Source organism: Acinetobacter sp. S54 (assembly GCF_016624945.1).
In the GTDB taxonomy this organism is placed as follows: domain Bacteria; phylum Pseudomonadota; class Gammaproteobacteria; order Pseudomonadales; family Moraxellaceae; genus Acinetobacter.
Window position 1 is genome coordinate 172844 of the sequence record NZ_JACVUI010000003.1, and the last position, 18848, is coordinate 191691.

Here is an 18848-nt window from a genome sequence, read left to right on the forward strand (position 1 = left end):
GGATCTATACGTGCTGGAAATTCGTCATCTTAAAACTTTATTAGCTTTACGCGAGCACGGTTCGTTGGTCGCTGCAGCAAATGACTTATGTTTAACTCCTTCAGCGATTTCGCATCAGTTGAAAGAACTTGATCACTGGTATGGGGTGGAAGTGGTTAATCGTCGGAGTCGACCTGTGACATTTTCAAATGTTGGTCAACGTTTATTAAAACTAGCCGATGATGTTTTACCACAGATTCAAATTGCGCAAAGTGATATCACACGCATTGTTCATGGGCAAACTGGGCGCATTATTTTTTCATCAGAATGTCATAGCTGTTTTGACTGGTTGATGCCGTTGTTGAATCAATATCGTCAACAATATCCTGATGTTGATTTAGATTTTGCTTCCGGTTTTGAAGCTAATCCTCATGAACTTTTGCAAACTGGAGAATTTGATTTACTTATTACTGCAGATCCAATTGCGTTAAAAGGTATCGAATATTTTCCAATTTTTGAATATGAATCGCGATTGGTATTATCCAATACGCATCCATTGGTTCGTAGTGAAAAAATTACTGTACAGGATCTGGCTGAAGAAACACTGATTACTTATCCTGTCGATAAGCATCGTCTGGACATTATGGCGCATCTGTTTATACCCGCGAATATTCAGCCTAAAGCAATCCGAACCACAGACCTTACTCAAATGTTGATTCAACTGGTGGCGAGTGGTCGTGGTATTTCAGCTTTACCTGATTGGGTTGTCAATGAATATGAGCAAAAGGGCTGGGTGACTAGTCGCCGTTTAAATTGTGTTGCACCGCAGGGCTTACGCCGTACTTTATATGCGGGTTATCGGATTGATGAAAAAGAGAAAAGTTACTTTGAAGGTTTTTTAAAACAACTCGAAAAGTTTTCTCAGAAACGTACTTATTATTATTCATCTTAAAAATTTATATAGCAGGTTACCTTTTTAACTCATAAAAGTAGCCTGTTACTCATCAGATTAAAAAAACGCCCCTTTTTGGCTCCATGAGTCTGTTTATTTTCTATGCATTTTTCATAAGAAGTCGTAAAATTCCCTACAATCATTTCCTTATTATTTTAATAGTAAAAAAATTAATCATTTTTAAGTACGGTTTAGGGGTTAGAATGTCAGGTAAATATCAACCGACAGTCGAACAGTTGCTTTCAGTTATTAAAACGCAGACTGCAATTGTAAAATTGGGACTGGATTTGAACTCCGTGATGACGGTTGTTGCTCAGCAGGCAAAGACCATTATTGAAGCGGATGGCGCTATTATTGAGCTGTTAGAAGCAGATGAAATGGTTGTTCATTCGGTTTCTGATAGTAACTTAAGTTTACTTGGCCATCGAATAAAAATTAAGAACAGCTTATCTGGACGTTGCATTGAAGAAAAAGAAATTTTATATAGTCAGAATACAGAAATAGATCCACGAGTAGATGTAATCGCGTGTCGTTATGTGGGACTTCGCTCAATGGCTGTCGTTCCACTGATCCATTGTGATGAACCATTAGGGGTATTAAAAATCTATTCTCATAAAGTAAAGGCATTTGCAACAGGTGATTTACAACTGCTTGAATTAATGTCGGAACTGATTGCCGCCGCGATGTATCACGCGACACGATTTGGTACGCAAGAATTATATCGTATGGCGACTCAAGATGGTCTTACTGAACTGTCTAATAGAAGTCAATTCTTGGATCATTTTAGAAGATGTCTTGCTTCAGCTCAATCAACTCAAAACTATTTTGCTTTATTAATGATTGACATGGATGGGTTAAAACCGATTAATGATCAATATGGGCACCGGGTAGGCGATGCAGCTTTAAAAGAATTTGCACAAAGATTAAAAATGGTGATTCGTACTCAGGATCATATTGCACGTATTGGGGGAGATGAATTTGCAATTATTCTTACTCAATTAGCCGATCCTGAGCAAAGCTTAACCGTGGTCGATCGAATTAATGATACCTGTGAACTGGATTTTATATTTGAAAATAAAAATCTAAGCATTCGAGCCAGCACAGGAATTGCGATTTATCCAACCCACGCAACAACCGTTGAAGAATTGCTTGAATATGCAGATCAGCAAATGTATTTATCTAAAAGATCAAAAAAATAATATGAAATGGCGGATGCTGTTTGTCAGCCTATTATTGATAACTAATCAACAAAGACAAAATGCCTGCTGCAATTAAAGGGCCGACAGGAACACCTCGGAGTACAGCAACACCAGCTACAGTGCCAATGAGTAAACCTGCAACTACATCTGGTTGATTAGTCATGAGCTTTACTCCACGCCCCCCCAGCCATGCCACCAATAAGCCGATTGCAATGGCTAAGATAGATTTATAACTCAAAAATGATTTTAGGATTGTATCGCCGCTTAATTTTCCACTGGCGATGGGAGTGAGAACACCGATAGTTAAGATAATAATGCCAATATTTAAACCGTGTTGTTGCAAATAAGGGAAAAATTGATTGAGAGGAGTCAATTTGAAAAAGATGAGAACACCAGCGGCAATAGTGACTGCGGCATTTTGACTGAAGATACCACAAGCCAGTAAAACGAGTAAAACCAACAGATTGACATCAAGCTGGGACATGATCATGGTAATAAAAGCGTGTATGTAGGGAGTACTGTATTGTATAACGTTTTTTTATTTTACCAATGGTTGAAAAATATCATTTTTCTTTTTAAATATTTATAATGAAGAACTATATTAGCTTTATATACCTAAATATAGTTAGACTCTTTAATAACTGAATAAATTCAATAGATTAGATTTTGGTTGAAAAACTTTGGGTAAAACGCTGTTTTATAGCTAACTTGTTATTGGATAATTTATTTTTTATGCTAACTTACTCTTTACTACCGCATAGGTAGCTTAGAAATACTGGTAAGGGTCGAACTCTTGTTATTGGTACTTTACTACCGCATAGGTAGCTTAGAAAAAGATCAAACAGCTAAAGCCAAAAGATAAACCCTTTACTACCGCATAGGTAGCTTAGAAAGTTAAAAGGATTACGGCATTTATTGATGATTGCTTTACTACCGCATAGGTAGCTTAGAAATATTAGTCTAATCCCCGCCATATCAGCATACACTTTACTACCGCATAGGTAGCTTAGAAATCCAGATTCTTCAATTGATGATGCATGTTCAACTTTACTACCGCATAGGTAGCTTAGAAAAAATTGATGGCGTGTAATTGAAACGGCCTTTTCTTTACTACCGCATAGGTAGCTTAGAAAAGTTGATGGAGCAGGGTCTTTACAGGTCACTCCTTTACTACCGCATAGGTAGCTTAGAAATGACAAGTCGCGAGTGTCTGTGTTGGTGACTGCTTTACTACCGCATAGGTAGCTTAGAAATTAAAGATTTTCTCTGGCGTTTGTGGGTCATCCTTTACTACCGCATAGGTAGCTTAGAAAATTCGAGCCTGCACCCGCGGCAGAAGCTGTATCTTTACTACCGCATAGGTAGCTTAGAAAAAAAAGCGATGAGTATGTTAAGTTTTTACGCTTCTTTACTACCGCATAGGTAGCTTAGAAAGAGAACATTACGCAGGCAGTAGCCCGTGACGTCTTTACTACCGCATAGGTAGCTTAGAAAAATCACATGGCCAAGAAAGGTAAAAGGTTTGGTCTTTACTACCGCATAGGTAGCTTAGAAACGTTTCTGATTCAATGTTGAGTCGAGCATCATCTTTACTACCGCATAGGTAGCTTAGAAAAATCATAAATTAAAGGTCGCGAGTAGGGAATTCTTTACTACCGCATAGGTAGCTTAGAAAAGTTAATGCTTAAGTTGTGGTTTAGAGATGGTCTTTACTACCGCATAGGTAGCTTATTTATATCCGAAATGAATATCTACAAGATGTTTTATTCAAGGTGTTAAATTCATAAAATCGGTTAAACTATCGTATCGATTAATTTGGATGTTGTTATGCTCTTGGAAAAAATGTTGCAGTCACAAGGGTTTGGTTCCCGTAAACACTGTCAGCAACTGATTAAAAATGGAGCAATAACAGTTCAGGGCGAGGTACAAACAGATTTAAAATTTCGTGTTGATGTGAAAAATCTAAATTTTTCAGTATTTGGTCAAACTTATGTTTATCGCGAAAAAATCTATATCGCCCTTAATAAACCGCAGGGTTTTGAATGTTCACATCATCCGCAGCATCATCAGAGTGTATTCGATTTGTTCCCTGACATTTTAAGAGAACGTGGACTGGCGGCAGTAGGGCGGCTAGACCAAGATACAACTGGATTATTATTACTCACCGATGACGGCAAATTTTTACATGCGCTTACTCATCCCAAACGACATGTTCCTAAAGTTTATCATGTCACTACTCTCGATACCGTTTCTCCAAATCAATTGATTACTTTGGAAAAAGGGGTGGAATTGCACAATGAAAAAGGAATTTTTGCTGCAACAAATGTGCATTTACTAGATGAATATCAGCTCAGTTTGACGATTCATCAAGGTGTTTATCATCAGGTCAAACGAATGCTTGCTGCCGTTGGTAATAAAGTTCAGGCTTTACATCGTCAACAAATTGGTGAGTTGGTGCTGCCTGGGCTTGAATTGGGCGAATGGATTTACTTAAATGAAGATCAAATTCACGCAGCACAGCAGTCACGTTCACCTTGAAATTATTTAAGAAAACAATGATAGGTAAGGAATTCATCATCCTGAATAAATCCCATCGACTCATAAAGTCGTTGTGATTCGACATTGGTTCTTTGAGTTTCCAGACTAATTCTTAAGGCGCTTTCATGACGTGCAAACAAAATTGCGGTGTCAATGAGTTGTCTTGCAGAACCCTGACGACGATAAACTGGAGTAACATACACATCATCCAAAATATAATACTTGGAGCAGGCAACAGAAGAAAACCCTAAATAAAGTAAAACGAAACCCGTAAATACATCATCTTTGACATGAATAAAAATGACACTTTCTTTATTTTCGAAGCGTTGTTTTAGAAAATCATAGGATTGTTTTAGGTTAGATGAAGCCCCATAAAACTGGCGATATTCATCAAATAACACGGCAAGCTGATTTAAATCTTCTAAGGTCGCTCGTCTTACAATCATCTGATTTCTCCATATATTTTATTAATTATCCTAAACATGGAGAGCATAACGAAAAAATGGAAATAAGAACGTTAAAACTTGTTTATATTTATAAATAACAATGGATATTTAAAGCTGATCACTCTCACCCAAAAGTGCATTTAATTCTTCAAAAAAGGCATCATCATCTAGTTCTGTGTCAGCACCATTATGAGTGATCTGAGCTGAAGAGGATTTCATTTTGCGCAGTTTGAGTAACTGTTCCATATTGATATTTTGATTTTCAATAGCAAAAGGGATAGATTTCGTCAATACGACTTGTTTGAAGAATAGACGAACTGCTTGGGCTGGGGTAATTCCCAGTTGTTTAAAAACAGCAAAAGCCTGTTTCTTTTCTTGTGAGTCAAGGCGAACCTGATAGACTTCTGTTTTTCGCATGAATAATAACCGAATGATTTTTTAATTTTAAAAAATTCATTGTAAACCAAGAAATTGTAATTTCAATATTTTGCACACAAAAAATCGCTTATTTGTCATTACTTTGGTATGACAAATCTAGATCAAACGTTGATTGAATGCTAATTTTTTGACCATCGATCGGATCTGTAAATTGAATATGTTTGGCTAAAAGCTGTAAAGGCGCAGAAAAATCATTCTCTTTTTTATGTTGAACAGTCGGATAAAACGGATCATCTTTGATTGGAATTCCTAAATAGTTCAGATGGACTCGAAGCTGATGCTGTTTGCCTGTATGGGGTTTTAATTGATATTTGGCCCATGTTTTATTATGTTCCAGACAGTCAATCCATGTTTCACTATTTGGTTCACCCGTAGGGTTAATCCGCATGGTGTAAAAAGGCTGTCCTTTTTCCATACACAAATTTAAAGTCTGGGGAAAGCATAATGCTGGATGATAAGGTGCAATCGCATGGTAAGTTTTTTGTATTTGACGTTTGGCAAAAAGCGTCTGATAGGCGTGCCTAACCTCGGTTTTTTTACTCAACAGTACGATTCCTGCTGTTTCTCGATCTAGCCGATGAACAGGACTTAATTGCTCGATTCCTGTCTGATTTTTTAAGCGAACCAATAACGTTTCCTGAACGTATTGACCAGTTGGACTCATCGTTAAAAAATGAGGTTTATCGACGATAAGTAAATGTTCATTTTCAAACAAAATTCGGTGTTCAAACGGAATATGGGTTTCCTGAGCCAAAAAACGATAATAAAAAATATGAGTGTTGGGTCGGTATAAACTATGAATTGTAAGAACTTGTCCAGTTGAGTCATAGACTAAACCATTTGCAAAACGCTGCTGCCATTCTTGTTCTAAGATATGGGGAAAGTGTTTGCAAACATATTCAAAGACCGTTTGGATGACTTGATCTTTATCAGCAGGCAAGAATGCTTTACTAGCACTTACACCATGTAGCATGGGCGGGGTGAAATCAATTTTGTTCATTAAATGTGATGAAAATAAAAATGAAGAATTACTTGCCTTAAAATAAAACAAGCATTTGCCTGAAATAGGCTTTTAAAGCCTGAAAATGCTATCATATTCCGTTCTTCGATTCATGTCGTGTGTGTTATGCAATATTCCTTATCGTTACAATTAAATAGTGAAGATGATACCCAGAAATTTGCGCAACATTTAGCAAAGCATGTCCAATCTGGTGTGATTTATTTGATTGGGGATTTGGGAGCTGGTAAAACTACGTTTACACGTTATTTATTGCAGCAATTAGGGCATCAGGGGGCGGTAAAAAGTCCAACTTATACGTTGGTTGAGCCGTATAAAATTAACCACAAAGAGGTTTTTCATTTTGACCTTTATCGTTTAAATGATCCTTATGAATTGGAGCTGATGGGAATCCGCGACTATCTGGAAGTACCTGATGCTTTATTTTTGTTTGAATGGCCATCTAAAGGGGACGGTGAAATTCCTCAGCCAGATATTGTTATCGATATTGAAAAATCAGACGATGATCTTCAGCGGTTTGTTACCTTATCTTTAAATGATGAAAACCTTCATCAGGTATTAAAGGACCTATTGTAATCATGAGTGATTCAATCAGTTTGCGCCGTATTCACGCATTAAATCCAGCTTTAGCTAACCAGATTGCAGCAGGTGAAGTGATTGAACGTCCTTCATCTGTAGTGAAAGAACTTTTGGAAAATTCGATTGATGCGGGTGCAACTGAGCTGATTATTCGTGTGGCACAAGGTGGTGCAACGCTGATTGAAATTATTGACAATGGTAATGGGATCCATCCCGATGATTTGGCGCTAGCGGTGATGCGTCATGCAACCAGTAAAATCCAAACTGCTGAAGATTTACATGCTATTGTCAGTTTAGGCTTTCGTGGGGAGGCTTTGGCTTCAATCGCCGCAGTTTCACGTTTGACCCTGATTAGTAGCCAAAATGAAGAAGGCATTGGTTATCAGGTTGAAGTTAATGGTACGGCTTTTGAGCATCAGCAAGTTCAGGCTGTCGCAGCACAAAAGGGTACACATATTCGTGTGCAGGATTTATTTTTTAATGTCCCTGCACGCCGTAAATTTTTAAAAAAACCGGGTACTGAATTTGGGCATATTGAAGAAATTGTTCGACGCTTGGCTTTAACCCATTTTGATATTCGTTTTGTACTTGAGCATAACGACCAGATTCGTTTAAATCTGCCTATAGCGGATAGTGGCGCTTTACGTTTTCAGCGGGTACAGCAATTATTGGGTCAACAATTTACTGAAAATGCCTATTGGCTCGACAGTGAAAGCATCAATATGCGCTTGTCTGGTTGGCTAGGACACCCATCTGATGCGAGAGCACAGGCTGATTTACAATACGTTTATGTGAATGGTCGTATTGTAAAAGATAAAACTATTTCTCATGCGCTACGGATGGCCTATGATGGCATTTTACATGGTCATCAACATGCGGGCTATTTATTGTTTTTAGAAGTTGATCCTGAGCAAATTGATGTTAATGTGCATCCTACCAAGCATGAAATCCGATTTCTGAATCAACGCGAAGTCCATGAGTTTGTAAGACATTATGCTAAAGAAACTTTGGCGCAATTTCAAACAGCGAGTACCGATTTGGCTCAGGCCATGAAAGTCGATGAACAGAGAGAAACGTCTGTAAACTCTGTTATTCAACCGCGTTATCAGGAGCAGTTTGCATTACATAAAAGTATGGATGCACCAAGCTCAATTGTTTCTGAGACAAATTCTTACCCTAACTCAGCATTATCAACAGAGTTACTAACTGATTTTAATGCCAGCCATCCACAGACCGTCCAATATTCACCCCAAACTCGCTATAACGGCTCTACACAGCTGAATAATGCGCTTAAAACCTATTTGTCACCTCTGAGAGAAAATTTGGATGTCGAATCTGAAACACAAACATCCTCTCTGCCAGTGGATGAGTTTCCTTTAGGCATTGCGATTGCACAATTACATGGCATTTATATATTGGCGCAAAATACAGAGGGATTGATTATCGTCGATATGCATGCAGCACATGAACGTATTTTGCTTCAACAAATGAAAAGTGCATGGGATAGGCCTGAATTTTGGACCTCACAGCAGCTGTTGATTCCAAAGATCATTTCCATTAGCCGCATGCAGACCATACGCATAGATGATTTAAAAGATCAGTTAGGACGTCTGGGACTTGAAATTGATCAGTATGGCGATGAACAAGTGATTGTGCGTGGTGTGCCCGCTATCTTACAAAAAGGTGATTTTGAAAAGCTAATTCCAGAATTACTTCATGATTTAGATCCAAATGATGAAGCTCAAGCCTTAATGCAGAAACGAGATCAGATTTTAGCAGGCATGGCTTGTCATGGTGCAGTACGTGCTCACCGCATGCTCAGCCTCTCTGAAATGAATGCATTACTACGTCAGATGGAACAAACTGAATTTGCCAGTCAATGTAATCATGGCCGACCAACATGGCGCGCTTTTCCCCTCAGTCAACTTGATAAACTTTTTGCTCGCGGAGAATAACCTTAAATGTCATCAAACTTGCCTGTGATTAACCTAATGGGACCGACTGCAAGCGGAAAGACTGCGTTGGCATGTGATTTATATGAACGTGGACAGTTTGAAATCATTTCTGTGGATTCAGCACTGGTTTATCGGGATATGGATATTGGTACGGCTAAACCTACAAAACAGGAGCAGGCGCAATATCCACATCATCTGATTGATATTATCTCGCCTTTAGACGTTTATTCTGCTGCTCAGTTTGTAGAGGATGCTTGTCTATTGATCGATGAAATTCATGCAAGAGGTAAAACTCCGATTTTAGTAGGGGGAACGATGCTGTATTTTAAAGCGCTGCTTGAAGGGCTTTCAGATCATTTACCTAACGCGGATGCACAAATCAGAGCAGAAATAGAGCACAAAGCAAATGAGCAAGGCTGGCAGGCTATTTATGATGAATTGGTAAACGTAGATCCTTTGGCAGGGCAGAAGTTCAAAGTATCTGACAAACAAAGAATTATCCGAGCACTTGAGGTATTTAAAATTACGGGTAAGCCCATTACACAATTACAAGCCGAACAACCTAAAAACTTACCATATCGCTACATATTTCATAATTATGCGTTGCTCCCAGATCGAGTAGAATTACATAAGCGAATCGAGCAAAGATTGCGAAGTATGTGGAATATCGGTTTTTTAAATGAAGTTGAGAGCTTGATTGAAAAATACGATATTTGTGACGATTTGCCCTCAATGCGCTGTGTTGGCTATCGCCAAGCGCTCGATTTTTTGATAAAAAGTGATAGAAGTCACAAAAATAAGATGGAGATGGAAGATAAAGCATTATTTTCGACACGACAACTTGCAAAACGTCAATATACTTGGTTACGTTCTTTGCAAGAAACACACTGTTTTAAAACGTATTTAACGATAAAGCAAGCTCAAGAAGACTTGCGAAACTCTTATGGATAAAGCAAAATTTACATACTGTCTTTTTTATAATTTTTAATTGAAAACTAAAGACGGTTTTTTGCGCTGATTTTTAATTTTTTGGAGTTATAACATGTCTAAAGGTCAAACTTTACAAGATCCGTTCTTAAATTCTCTCCGTAAAGAGCGTATTCCTGTTTCCATTTTCCTTGTGAACGGTATTAAGCTACAAGGTCATATTGAATCTTTTGACCAATACGTTGTCCTGTTAAAAAACACAGTAAGCCAAATGGTTTATAAGCACGCAATTTCTACAGTTGTGCCTGCTCGTAATCCACGTCCAGCTGGTGCTCCTGCGACAGGTGGTCAGAGTGGTGGCTTTGGTGCTCAGGGTAGCGGGTTTGGCGGTCAAGGTGGCGGCTTCGGTGGTCAAGGTGGTGGCTTCGGTGGTCAGGGCGGTGGCTTTGGTGGTCAAGGCGGTGGCTTTGGTGGTCAAGGTGGTGGCTTCGGTGGTCAAGGTGGTGGCTTCGGTGGTCAAGGTGGCGGCTTCGGTGGTCAAGGCGGTGGTTTTGGCGGTCAAGGCGGTTTTGGCGGTCAATCATCAGGTTTTGATGGCGAGACAAAATTTGAAGATAATCAAGAAGACGAAAATAATCGTTAATCGATGATCTTAAAGAAAAGCCCCGATATGATCGGGGTTTTTTTGATTAGAATTTGGATTAATTTATCAATTGAACAAAAAAATAGCCCGCAAATGCGAGCTACTTTTACTCATGTATATTTTATGATTTGGCCTTATTTTGTTCTTGAAGGACTTTTTTATCCAAATTTGGATCTTTGATTTCAACATAAGCGTTAGACCGTACTTCACGTAACCAGCTGTCCACTTCTGTATCAAATTGACGTTCACCTAAAATTTGACGCGCCATACGTTCTTGATACTCATGTGTCATATCCTGTTTGCGCGCATCTTGTACCTGCAAAATATGCCACCCAAACTGAGTTTGAAATGGTTCGCTAATTTGCCCAACAGGTGTATTCTTCATTTTTTCATCAAACTCAGGAACCATCATACCAGGCGTTACCCAGCCCAGACTACCTCCATCACGTGCAGAACCCGGATCGTTAGAGAAAGTGGCTGCCAAAGTAGCAAAATCTTCACCTGCTTTTAAACGATTATAAAGGCTTGTAATCATTTGCTTAGCATTTTCAGGGCTAACGACTTCAGAAGGCTGAATTAGAATATGACGAGTTTTATATTGTTCAACCATTGCTTTCTGATCACTAGTTTTGCGATCAAGTAATTTTAAAACATGGATCCCATCGCGTACATTAATTAATTCAGTAGTTTGTCCTGTTTGTAATGCGCTCACTCGTGCTGCAAGTTCGGCTGGAATATCTGCTAAGTCACGATAGCCCATATCTGCCCCTTCAACCTTAATATCCTTGGTTGAATACGTTTTACCAATACTCGCAATATCATCACTACTATTGAGCGCAGTTTTGACTTCTTGAGCAACCTGATTAAGTTGTTCTGGATCAGCACTGGTACTTGAAATACGAGCATGTAAGACGTGTACTTGACTGCCTAACATTGCCTGACCCTGAGGGGATTTTAAAAAGTTAGCAACGTCTTGATCACTAATTTTAATACGTGACATCACTTGTTGCTGACGTAGACGGCTAATCGCAAGATCTTCGCCAATACGATCACGTAACGATGCATAAGTACCTGGAGCAATTGCATCAAGCTTTTGCTGAAAAGCCTCAAGTGATTTACTGCCAGACTGATTGGCTACTTTGAGTACGGCTTCATTCAGGGCTTTTTCATCTGGTTTGATGCCATAACGTTTCACTTGTTCAAGTTGCGCTTCACGCAAGATAAGCTGGTCTAAAACTTGGAGTTGTAAATATTGTTCTGGTGGAACCTGTTTTTTTTGTGCTTGTAACTGATGTTCGGCTTCGGTAACACCTTGCTCTAAATCGCTTTTTAAGATGACACTATTGTCCACAATTGCAATGACTTCATCAGAAGGAGTTGCAGCAAAACTATGCATTGATGAAGAAACAACCGCTGCGAGGGCAGTTGCTTTAAATAACTGTTTTAAATACTTTGTCTTCATTAACGTTGTGTCCAAGATTGATTAGTTTCTTTAAAGCCTAAAACTCGATTTTCCATAATAGATGCAAGTTTATTATTTACACCACCTAAGCCTTTCAGGGTAAGTTCGACCATGACTGCTTTTTTCACATTAACATTCGGATCGTTTGGATCATCAAGGTCATTGTAGTAAGAGCGACCATAGACTGAAACGCCCCAACAGCATGATTCGTAATTTACACCAAGTAAATATTCACGTGCGACACTATTATCAAGGTCGTATTGAACATGTCCCATAATACGCCAATTGTTATGAATAGGTTGTATAAAGGATGCAACAACCTGATCATAGGTGTTTTGACGATCTGGAATATCTTTACGATAGAAATAGCCTAAGTTATACAGATTTCCTTTATCACCTGTGTAGTACATTTGAAAATCGCGCTGCGAATTTGTCCCATTAGACATCCAGGCCGAGTTTGCGCCAATGGTAAAGTGCTGAGACAACTGGCTAGATAAACTAACCACAGGCCCCGTATTTTTTTCTGTATCGATCTGATCATTGTTGACTAAAGTGACACGTCTATCTTCAAAATAGTAGCTCTGTCCTACACTGGCGCGCAGTCGCTCTAAACCTTCAGGATCAAATAAACTATAGCTCACCCCCAAAGACATGAAATTATTGTCTTCTAAACGGTCATGCCCATAGAAACGATACGGGTTAAATAACTGATCATAGTTAATCGAAGCAGTCGTCGTATCAAAGTTTGGATAATCAGTCTGGTTTTTGTAAGGGGCATAAGCATAGAAGGCGCGAGGTGTAATCGTTTGTAGATATTTGCCGTCTTTTTCAAAGGTTAAACCTGTATCCAGACTAAATTGTGGGACAACCACTGATTTATTTTTATCGTTTGCAGTCGCACCACCTTCAGGGTACAACGCATTAATGGTGTTTTCATCATAGAACGTATTAATACTACGCACGGATACTTCTGGAATTGCAAAAGCATAGGTGTTTCTGAAGTTATAACGTGCTGCCAATTGGTTATAGATACGTGTACCACTAGGCTGAGTGCTATAGTTGGTTGTATCACTAATATCTTTCTTGAAATAAGCAGTATCGTTGTTAAATTCGTATTGTAAACCTAGTGGGTTGCCTGTGACATAATTCAATAAAAACTGTGGCAGGCGGGCATAAGGACGATCAACATCAGATACCGTTTTATCCAGAGTTTGGAAGTCTTCGACTTTTAATTGGGCTTTTAAACCAGGAATTTGATCTTTGTAGTTCAGCACCCAAGCACGACGTAAGTTCAAGTCTGTTTTCGAATCAGGGCTCGAATTTAAGTCTGCGGTAAAATCTTTATCGGAGGCATAACTGTATTCTAGATTGGTTGACCAGTAATCATTGATATCCCAGTTATGTAGAAACTTTAAATCTTTACGGTCTTTGTTGTCATATTTTTTATCGTCAGGTAAATAAGCACCTGAGATTTTACCTTCACCAAAATTTTCGGTCATATATCTGAATTGACCTTCTAACATTGTTCCACGATCTGCATAGTAACGCGGGGTTACGGTTGCATCGTAATTAGGAGCTAGATTCAGATAAACAGGAACAGCTAGTTCAAAACCACCATCATTGGAGAAGCCAAATGTTGGATTTAAAATCCCGGTTGTTCTACGGTCATCAATCGGGAAATTAAAATAAGGTACAGCCAGAACAGGTACGTCTTTTACATAAAGTTTCGTTCCTTTAGTTACACCGCGACCGCTGTCCTGATCCAGCTTGATTTCTTTGGCCTTAATTTGCCACGTTGGCTTTTCTTCAGGAGGGCAAGTGGTGTAAGTGGCATCATGCAATACCATTGTTGTTGGCGAAGTTCGATTGATCTGCTGCGCATGACCATGTGCGTGTTGTTGCTCAGAGATATAAAAACTGTTATTTAAGTCGCCAGTTTGAGTTTTTAAATTGTAATTGATCTTATCGCTTTGAGACAGAAGACCACTTTGAGCAAGCTGTACATGACCCTCAGCATTCGCATACGTTTGTGTCTGATCAATGATGACTTTATCGGCACGGATTGATCTACCTTCCTGATCAATAACCACATTGCCGCTTAACTCGGAGTCGCCTTTAGGATTGTAATGTCCATAGTCTGCGGTTACCACTGAAGTCGCTTGGGCAGGGTCAGAAGCCTGAGCAGTCGGGCTAATTGGCGTAATCCAGGTTCCTTTACAAAATGCAGAACTTAATGATTTTGTATCCCTAATCTGTGCTTCAGGGGCAGATTTATCCACATAATATTGTTCAAAAAATTCCTGACCAGGGTAGGCTTTTTGAATACTTTCTTTGAGCTGTTTGTTATCGATGCTAGAAATCGCACTGTCCGACTCAGCATAACTTGATTGTATGGAGCCGCCACATAAAAGTGTCAAGATAGCGGTCGCTAAAGGATTAAATTTAAACTGATGCTTCATTGTTTCATTAACCAAGTATGCTAATTCGCAATTAATTATTGTCGCATCATAGAGAAAAAGTTTATAAGTGGCTACACTTATGACTTCAAAATCTCAGCTAGTTTTAGATTTTATTGCAAATGAATACACAACGTGAACAATTGATACAATCATGGATTGCCTCGGCTTTGAATACTGAAGATTTTCAGGTTCACTTTTTAGCTGGAGATGCGAGTTTCCGACGCTATGCACGCGTCACTTACCAAAATAATACCTATATGTTGATGGATGCGCCACCTGAAAAAGAAGATTGTCGTCCCTTTGTGACGATTGACGAATTTTTTGATCAACATGGTGTTCGTGTACCACATATTATTGCCAAGGATTTAGAACAAGGGTTCTTGTTACTTGAAGATTTTGGTGATGTATTATTATCGACTTTATTGAATGATATTACCGTTGATCATTATTACTTACAAAGCTTTAAACAGTTGATTCAGTTGCAATCGATTCGAGGTGATGCTCATTTTCCTGCTTATTCATATGAAAAGTTAATGATGGAAATGAAGCTTCTAACCGATTGGTTATTGCCTTCATTGAATATCAATCCGACTGAGCAACAACAAACAGTCATTGAGCAGACATTCGATTTATTGGCGCATACAGCGCTTGCGCAGCCGCAGGTTATTGTCCATCGAGATTTTCATAGTCGTAATTTGATGAAAATTCAGGGGGAAGAACAGCTTGGCGTTATTGATTTTCAGGATGCAGTAATTGGCGCGGACACCTATGATCTAATTTCCATTACACGGGATGCGTATGTACAGTGGAATGCTGATCGGGTTTATCGCTGGTTCCAACTTTTTTATGATTTATTAGCAGATGAAGCGAAAAACAATCGAAGTTTTGAGCAATTTAAAAAAGAAGCGGATTTTATGGCGATTCAGCGTCATATTAAGATTTTAGGTATTTTTGTCCGTTTATTTGAGCGCGATGGAAAATCGGGTTATCTCAAAGATTTGCCGCGTGTGATGTGGTATTTATTAGAAGAAAGTAAGGCTTATCCGGAACTAGATGCGTTCATGCAATTCATTCATCAAGTTGTAATGCCTAAATTTATTGAAAAATATGGTAATTATGAGGTGGCCGCTTGATGAAAGCCATGATTTTAGCCGCTGGATTGGGCAATCGTATGCGCCCATTAACCTTACACACCCCAAAACCATTGTTACAGGTGGGAGGGAAGCCACTTATTGTCTGGCATATTGAAAAATTAAAAAAAATCGGTGTGACTGAGATTGTCATCAACAGTGCATGGTTGGCAGATAAACTGGTTGAAGCCTTGGGGGATGGTTCGGCTCTGGGCGTGAAGGTTCTATGGTCACATGAGGGTGAAGGGCTTGAAACTGCGGGTGGTATCATCAATGCTTTACCACTTTTGGGGGATGATCCTTTTATTTTAGTCAATGGCGATGTCTGGACAACGATGGATTTTTCATCGCTTTTAAATATTAAATTGGCTAACGATTTAGCACATTTGGTCTTTGTTCCTAATCCAGTGCAACATCCAAATGGCGATTTTATTTTGTCAAATCATAAAGCATATACTTTTGAACAGCAGCAAAAAGGTGAAGCTTTAACTTATAGCGGTGTGGCTGTTTTGTCGCCAAAATTGTTTGCAAATCTGGATCAGGGTAAACGACCACTCGCACCCTTGCTAAAACAGGCAATGTTAAATCAACAGGTCAGTGCTGAAAAAATGCAGGGAATTTGGGTGGATGTAGGTACACCTGAACGATTAAATGAGCTAGATCAACAAATTAAAGCAGGTTTGTACATTTAACTGTGTAAACGCTAAGCGCTGACCACTATTTTTGAGTATAGAAATAGGTATACTGCAACTAACTTTTTAGAGATGTTCCACGGATATGCATCCTTTTTTCCACGAATTAAAACAGGGTAGTCAGGCACTGGGGTTAAATCTCAATGATGAAGCGTTGAATCTGTTGTTGAAATATCAAGATGCGTTGGTGCTCTGGAACAAAGCCTATAACCTGACGGCGATACGTGATCCTAAAGAAATGCTGGTGAAGCATTTGTTGGATAGTCTTAGTATTCTTAAGGATTTACCAGAAGGGCGTTTGCTGGACGTGGGTACAGGTGGCGGCATGCCGGGGATGATCATTGCATTATGTCAACCTGAACGTGTTTGTGTACTGTTGGATTCAAATGGTAAAAAGATCCGATTCTTAAAACAGTTTATTGCAGATTTAAAATTAAAAAATGTGATGGCTGTACAGACTCGTGTGGAAAATGAAGATTCAATCGGTGAATTGGGTCAGTTTGATGTCATTACCAGTCGTGCATTTGCTTCTCTCACTGATTTTGTAAATGCTGCGCGTCCTTATATGCACCCAAACAGTATTATTGCAGCGATGAAAGGTTTAGTTCCAGCCGAAGAAATGCAGCAATTAGAAAATGAATTTTCTTGTCAGGTGATTGAGTTGCAAGTACCACGACTAGACGAACAGCGTCATTTACTTTTACTTGAACAAAAACAAGCTTAAATTGGGGTAACTATGGCTCAGATTATTGCAATAGCCAATCAGAAAGGTGGCGTGGGTAAAACGACGACAGCTGTGAATCTGGCTGCCTCTTTGGCTGTATTAAAAAAACGCGTGCTTTTGGTGGATATGGATTCACAAGGCAATGCTACGATGGGTTCAGGGGTGCAAAAAAATGATTTACTGTACTCTATTACCGATGTTTTGTTGGGTGAGGTTCCTGTGGAAACCGCGATCACAAAATCTGAAGTCGGTTATAAGGTGTTGGGTTCAAATCGTGAGCTCTCAGGTGTGGAACTTGCAATTGCGGATCAAGACGGACGTGAGTTTATTCTAAAAAAAGCACTGGATAGCGTTCGTGATTCTTTTGATTATATTATCATTGACTGTGCACCAAGTCTGAGTCTGATTACTGTCAATGCACTTGCGGCTGTAGATGGCGTAATGATTCCAATGCAATGTGAATATTATGCGTTAGAAGGTTTAGCAGATTTAACTCAGACTATTGATCGTATTCAACAAGCGTTAAATCCTGATCTGCAAATTATTGGTGTATTACGTACGATGTACGATGCCCGTAACGCATTGACCCGCGATGTCTCTGCCGAGCTAGAGCAGTTTTTTGGTAAAAAGCTTTATGATACGGTCGTTCCACGAAATGTTCGTCTTGCTGAAGCGCCTGCACACGGTTTACCGATTATTTATTTTGAGAAAAGTTCAAAAGGTGCTGTGGCTTATTTAAATCTAGCTGCCGAAATGTTGAAAAAGAGTAAAGTGAAAAAAGGAAATTAAGGCATGACCACAAAAAAACGCGGATTGGCAAAAGGTCGTGGTCTAGATGCACTACTAGGCTCCATTCAAAAAGAAAAGTTACAAATTGAAGCACAGGCAATTGATCATGGTCAGTTGAAACAAGTTGATGTCAATGTACTGAAACGTGGTGAATATCAACCGCGTCGCTTTATACAGGAACAGGATTTAAAAGAACTGGCAGCTTCCATTGAAAAACATGGTGTAATGCAGCCGATTGTGATTCGTCCAATTGATGATGAACAATATCCGTATGAAATCATTGCTGGTGAACGTCGCTGGCGTGCGGCACAACTTGCCGGTCTGAAAGAAATTCCTGCAATTGTCCGTGATTTGAATGATCAAGTTGCTATTGCACTGGCCTTAATTGAAAATATTCAACGTCAGGATTTAAATCCAATTGATCAGGCGTTGGCATTACAGCGTTTTCATGATGAATTTGGTTTAAGTCATCAGGAAATTGCAGAAACGGTGGGTAAAGCTCGTACCACGGTCAGCAACTTATTGCGTTTACTCAGTCTCGATGATGCCATCAAAGATCTGATGCAGGAAGGCCAGCTAGATATGGGGCATGCGCGTGCGATTTTGGCGCTCAAAGCCAAAGACCAAATTGCGGTTGCCAACATTGTTATTGAGAAAAGTCTTTCTGTCCGTCAAACAGAACAACTGGTTCGTGAATGGAATGAGCCCAAACAGGGTAAAGCGAGAGCAGAAATTTCGCCCGATATTGAACAATTGACACAAAAACTTTCTGAACGTTTTGGTGCAAATGTGAAAATTGATCACAATAAGCAAGGAAAAGGCAAACTAGTCATTCACTATCATTCACTAGATGAGTTAGATGGTATTTTAAATATTTGCTTAACCGATTAGTCTATGCTGACCTTTTAAATTTTTTTG

General features: G+C 39.2%; 18 protein-coding genes and 1 CRISPR repeat array. Of the genes, 12 read left to right on the top strand and 6 right to left on the bottom strand.

Annotated elements, in window-relative coordinates; genetic code table 11:
* Positions 1-10: 10 nt before the first annotated feature.
* Both IAE20_RS06410 and IAE20_RS06415 read left to right on the top strand, forming a co-directional pair.
* Complete coding sequence (locus IAE20_RS06410) at positions 11-931, top strand: LysR family transcriptional regulator (protein WP_200460002.1); 921 nt, start codon at positions 11-13, stop codon at positions 929-931.
* 203 nt (positions 932-1134) lie between these two features.
* Positions 1135-2130, top strand: coding sequence for a sensor domain-containing diguanylate cyclase (locus IAE20_RS06415; RefSeq protein WP_200481735.1), 996 nt, complete (start codon positions 1135-1137; stop codon positions 2128-2130).
* A gap of 31 nt (positions 2131-2161) precedes the next feature.
* On the opposite strand, the gene IAE20_RS06420 is transcribed toward IAE20_RS06415, so the two are convergent.
* Positions 2162-2617 carry a DUF441 domain-containing protein gene (locus tag IAE20_RS06420; RefSeq protein WP_200460277.1) on the bottom strand — a complete coding sequence of 152 codons (456 nt, stop codon included), beginning with the start codon at positions 2615-2617 and terminating at the stop codon, positions 2162-2164.
* A gap of 258 nt (positions 2618-2875) precedes the next feature.
* A CRISPR array of direct repeats spans positions 2876-3865; the repeat unit is 28 nt; unit sequence CTTTACTACCGCATAGGTAGCTTAGAAA.
* Positions 3866-3957: 92 nt separating this feature from the next.
* On the opposite strand from IAE20_RS06420, the gene IAE20_RS06425 reads away from it, so the two are divergent.
* On the top strand, positions 3958-4668 hold the full coding sequence (locus IAE20_RS06425) for a pseudouridine synthase (protein WP_200481734.1): 711 nt from the start codon (positions 3958-3960) through the stop codon (positions 4666-4668).
* A 2-nt stretch (positions 4669-4670) separates the two neighbouring features.
* Here IAE20_RS06425 and IAE20_RS06430 read toward each other — a convergent pair whose 3' ends face one another.
* The 3 genes from IAE20_RS06430 to IAE20_RS06440 all read right to left on the bottom strand — a co-directional run bounded on the left by IAE20_RS06430 (position 4671) and on the right by IAE20_RS06440 (position 6552).
* Positions 4671-5114, bottom strand: coding sequence for a GNAT family N-acetyltransferase (locus IAE20_RS06430; RefSeq protein ID WP_200460005.1), 444 nt, complete (start codon positions 5112-5114; stop codon positions 4671-4673).
* A gap of 108 nt (positions 5115-5222) precedes the next feature.
* The gene (locus tag IAE20_RS06435; protein ID WP_200481733.1) at positions 5223-5531 is read right to left on the bottom strand and encodes a type II toxin-antitoxin system RelB/DinJ family antitoxin; all 309 of its coding nucleotides are present in this window, start codon (positions 5529-5531) and stop codon (positions 5223-5225) included.
* 88 nt (positions 5532-5619) lie between these two features.
* On the bottom strand, positions 5620-6552 hold the full coding sequence (locus IAE20_RS06440) for an RluA family pseudouridine synthase (RefSeq protein WP_200481732.1): 933 nt from the start codon (positions 6550-6552) through the stop codon (positions 5620-5622).
* Positions 6553-6678: 126 nt separating this feature from the next.
* On the opposite strand from IAE20_RS06440, the gene tsaE reads away from it, so the two are divergent.
* The 4 genes from tsaE (at position 6679) to hfq (ending at position 10674) form a co-directional block, all read left to right on the top strand.
* Positions 6679-7146 carry a tRNA (adenosine(37)-N6)-threonylcarbamoyltransferase complex ATPase subunit type 1 TsaE gene (tsaE, locus tag IAE20_RS06445; protein WP_200481731.1) on the top strand — a complete coding sequence of 156 codons (468 nt, stop codon included), beginning with the start codon at positions 6679-6681 and terminating at the stop codon, positions 7144-7146.
* Between the two features lie 2 nt (positions 7147-7148).
* On the top strand, positions 7149-9104 hold the full coding sequence (mutL, locus tag IAE20_RS06450; protein WP_200481730.1) for a DNA mismatch repair endonuclease MutL: 1956 nt from the start codon (positions 7149-7151) through the stop codon (positions 9102-9104).
* Between the two features lie 6 nt (positions 9105-9110).
* Positions 9111-10055 carry a tRNA (adenosine(37)-N6)-dimethylallyltransferase MiaA gene (gene miaA / locus IAE20_RS06455; RefSeq protein ID WP_200481729.1) on the top strand — a complete coding sequence of 315 codons (945 nt, stop codon included), beginning with the start codon at positions 9111-9113 and terminating at the stop codon, positions 10053-10055.
* A 91-nt stretch (positions 10056-10146) separates the two neighbouring features.
* A complete protein-coding gene (hfq, locus tag IAE20_RS06460; RefSeq protein WP_200481728.1) occupies positions 10147-10674 on the top strand; it encodes an RNA chaperone Hfq in 528 nt (175 codons plus the stop codon).
* Positions 10675-10795: 121 nt separating this feature from the next.
* Here hfq and IAE20_RS06465 read toward each other — a convergent pair whose 3' ends face one another.
* Together IAE20_RS06465 and IAE20_RS06470 are read right to left on the bottom strand one after the other, a co-directional pair.
* Complete coding sequence (locus IAE20_RS06465) at positions 10796-12136, bottom strand: peptidylprolyl isomerase (RefSeq protein WP_200460012.1); 1341 nt, start codon at positions 12134-12136, stop codon at positions 10796-10798.
* A complete protein-coding gene (locus IAE20_RS06470) occupies positions 12136-14595 on the bottom strand; it encodes an LPS-assembly protein LptD (protein ID WP_200460013.1) in 2460 nt (819 codons plus the stop codon). Before IAE20_RS06470 ends, IAE20_RS06465 begins: the two co-directional genes overlap by 1 nt.
* Before the next feature lie 119 nt (positions 14596-14714).
* On the opposite strand from IAE20_RS06470, the gene IAE20_RS06475 reads away from it, so the two are divergent.
* The 5 genes from IAE20_RS06475 to IAE20_RS06495 all read left to right on the top strand — a co-directional run bounded on the left by IAE20_RS06475 (position 14715) and on the right by IAE20_RS06495 (position 18821).
* Complete coding sequence (locus tag IAE20_RS06475; RefSeq protein WP_200481727.1) at positions 14715-15728, top strand: aminoglycoside phosphotransferase family protein; 1014 nt, start codon at positions 14715-14717, stop codon at positions 15726-15728.
* Entirely contained in the window at positions 15728-16417 is a 690-nt protein-coding gene (gene murU, locus IAE20_RS06480) for an N-acetylmuramate alpha-1-phosphate uridylyltransferase MurU (protein ID WP_200460015.1), read from the top strand. The genes IAE20_RS06475 and murU overlap by 1 nt, the downstream gene beginning before the upstream one ends.
* 85 nt (positions 16418-16502) lie before the next feature.
* Positions 16503-17141, top strand: coding sequence for a 16S rRNA (guanine(527)-N(7))-methyltransferase RsmG (gene rsmG / locus IAE20_RS06485; protein WP_200481726.1), 639 nt, complete (start codon positions 16503-16505; stop codon positions 17139-17141).
* A 12-nt stretch (positions 17142-17153) separates the two neighbouring features.
* Positions 17154-17930 (top strand): ParA family protein, encoded by a 777-nt coding sequence (locus IAE20_RS06490; RefSeq protein WP_200460017.1) that lies wholly within the window; start codon positions 17154-17156, stop codon positions 17928-17930.
* Positions 17931-17933: 3 nt separating this feature from the next.
* Entirely contained in the window at positions 17934-18821 is an 888-nt protein-coding gene (locus tag IAE20_RS06495) for a ParB/RepB/Spo0J family partition protein (RefSeq protein ID WP_200481725.1), read from the top strand.
* The last annotated feature ends 27 nt before the right edge of the window (positions 18822-18848 follow it).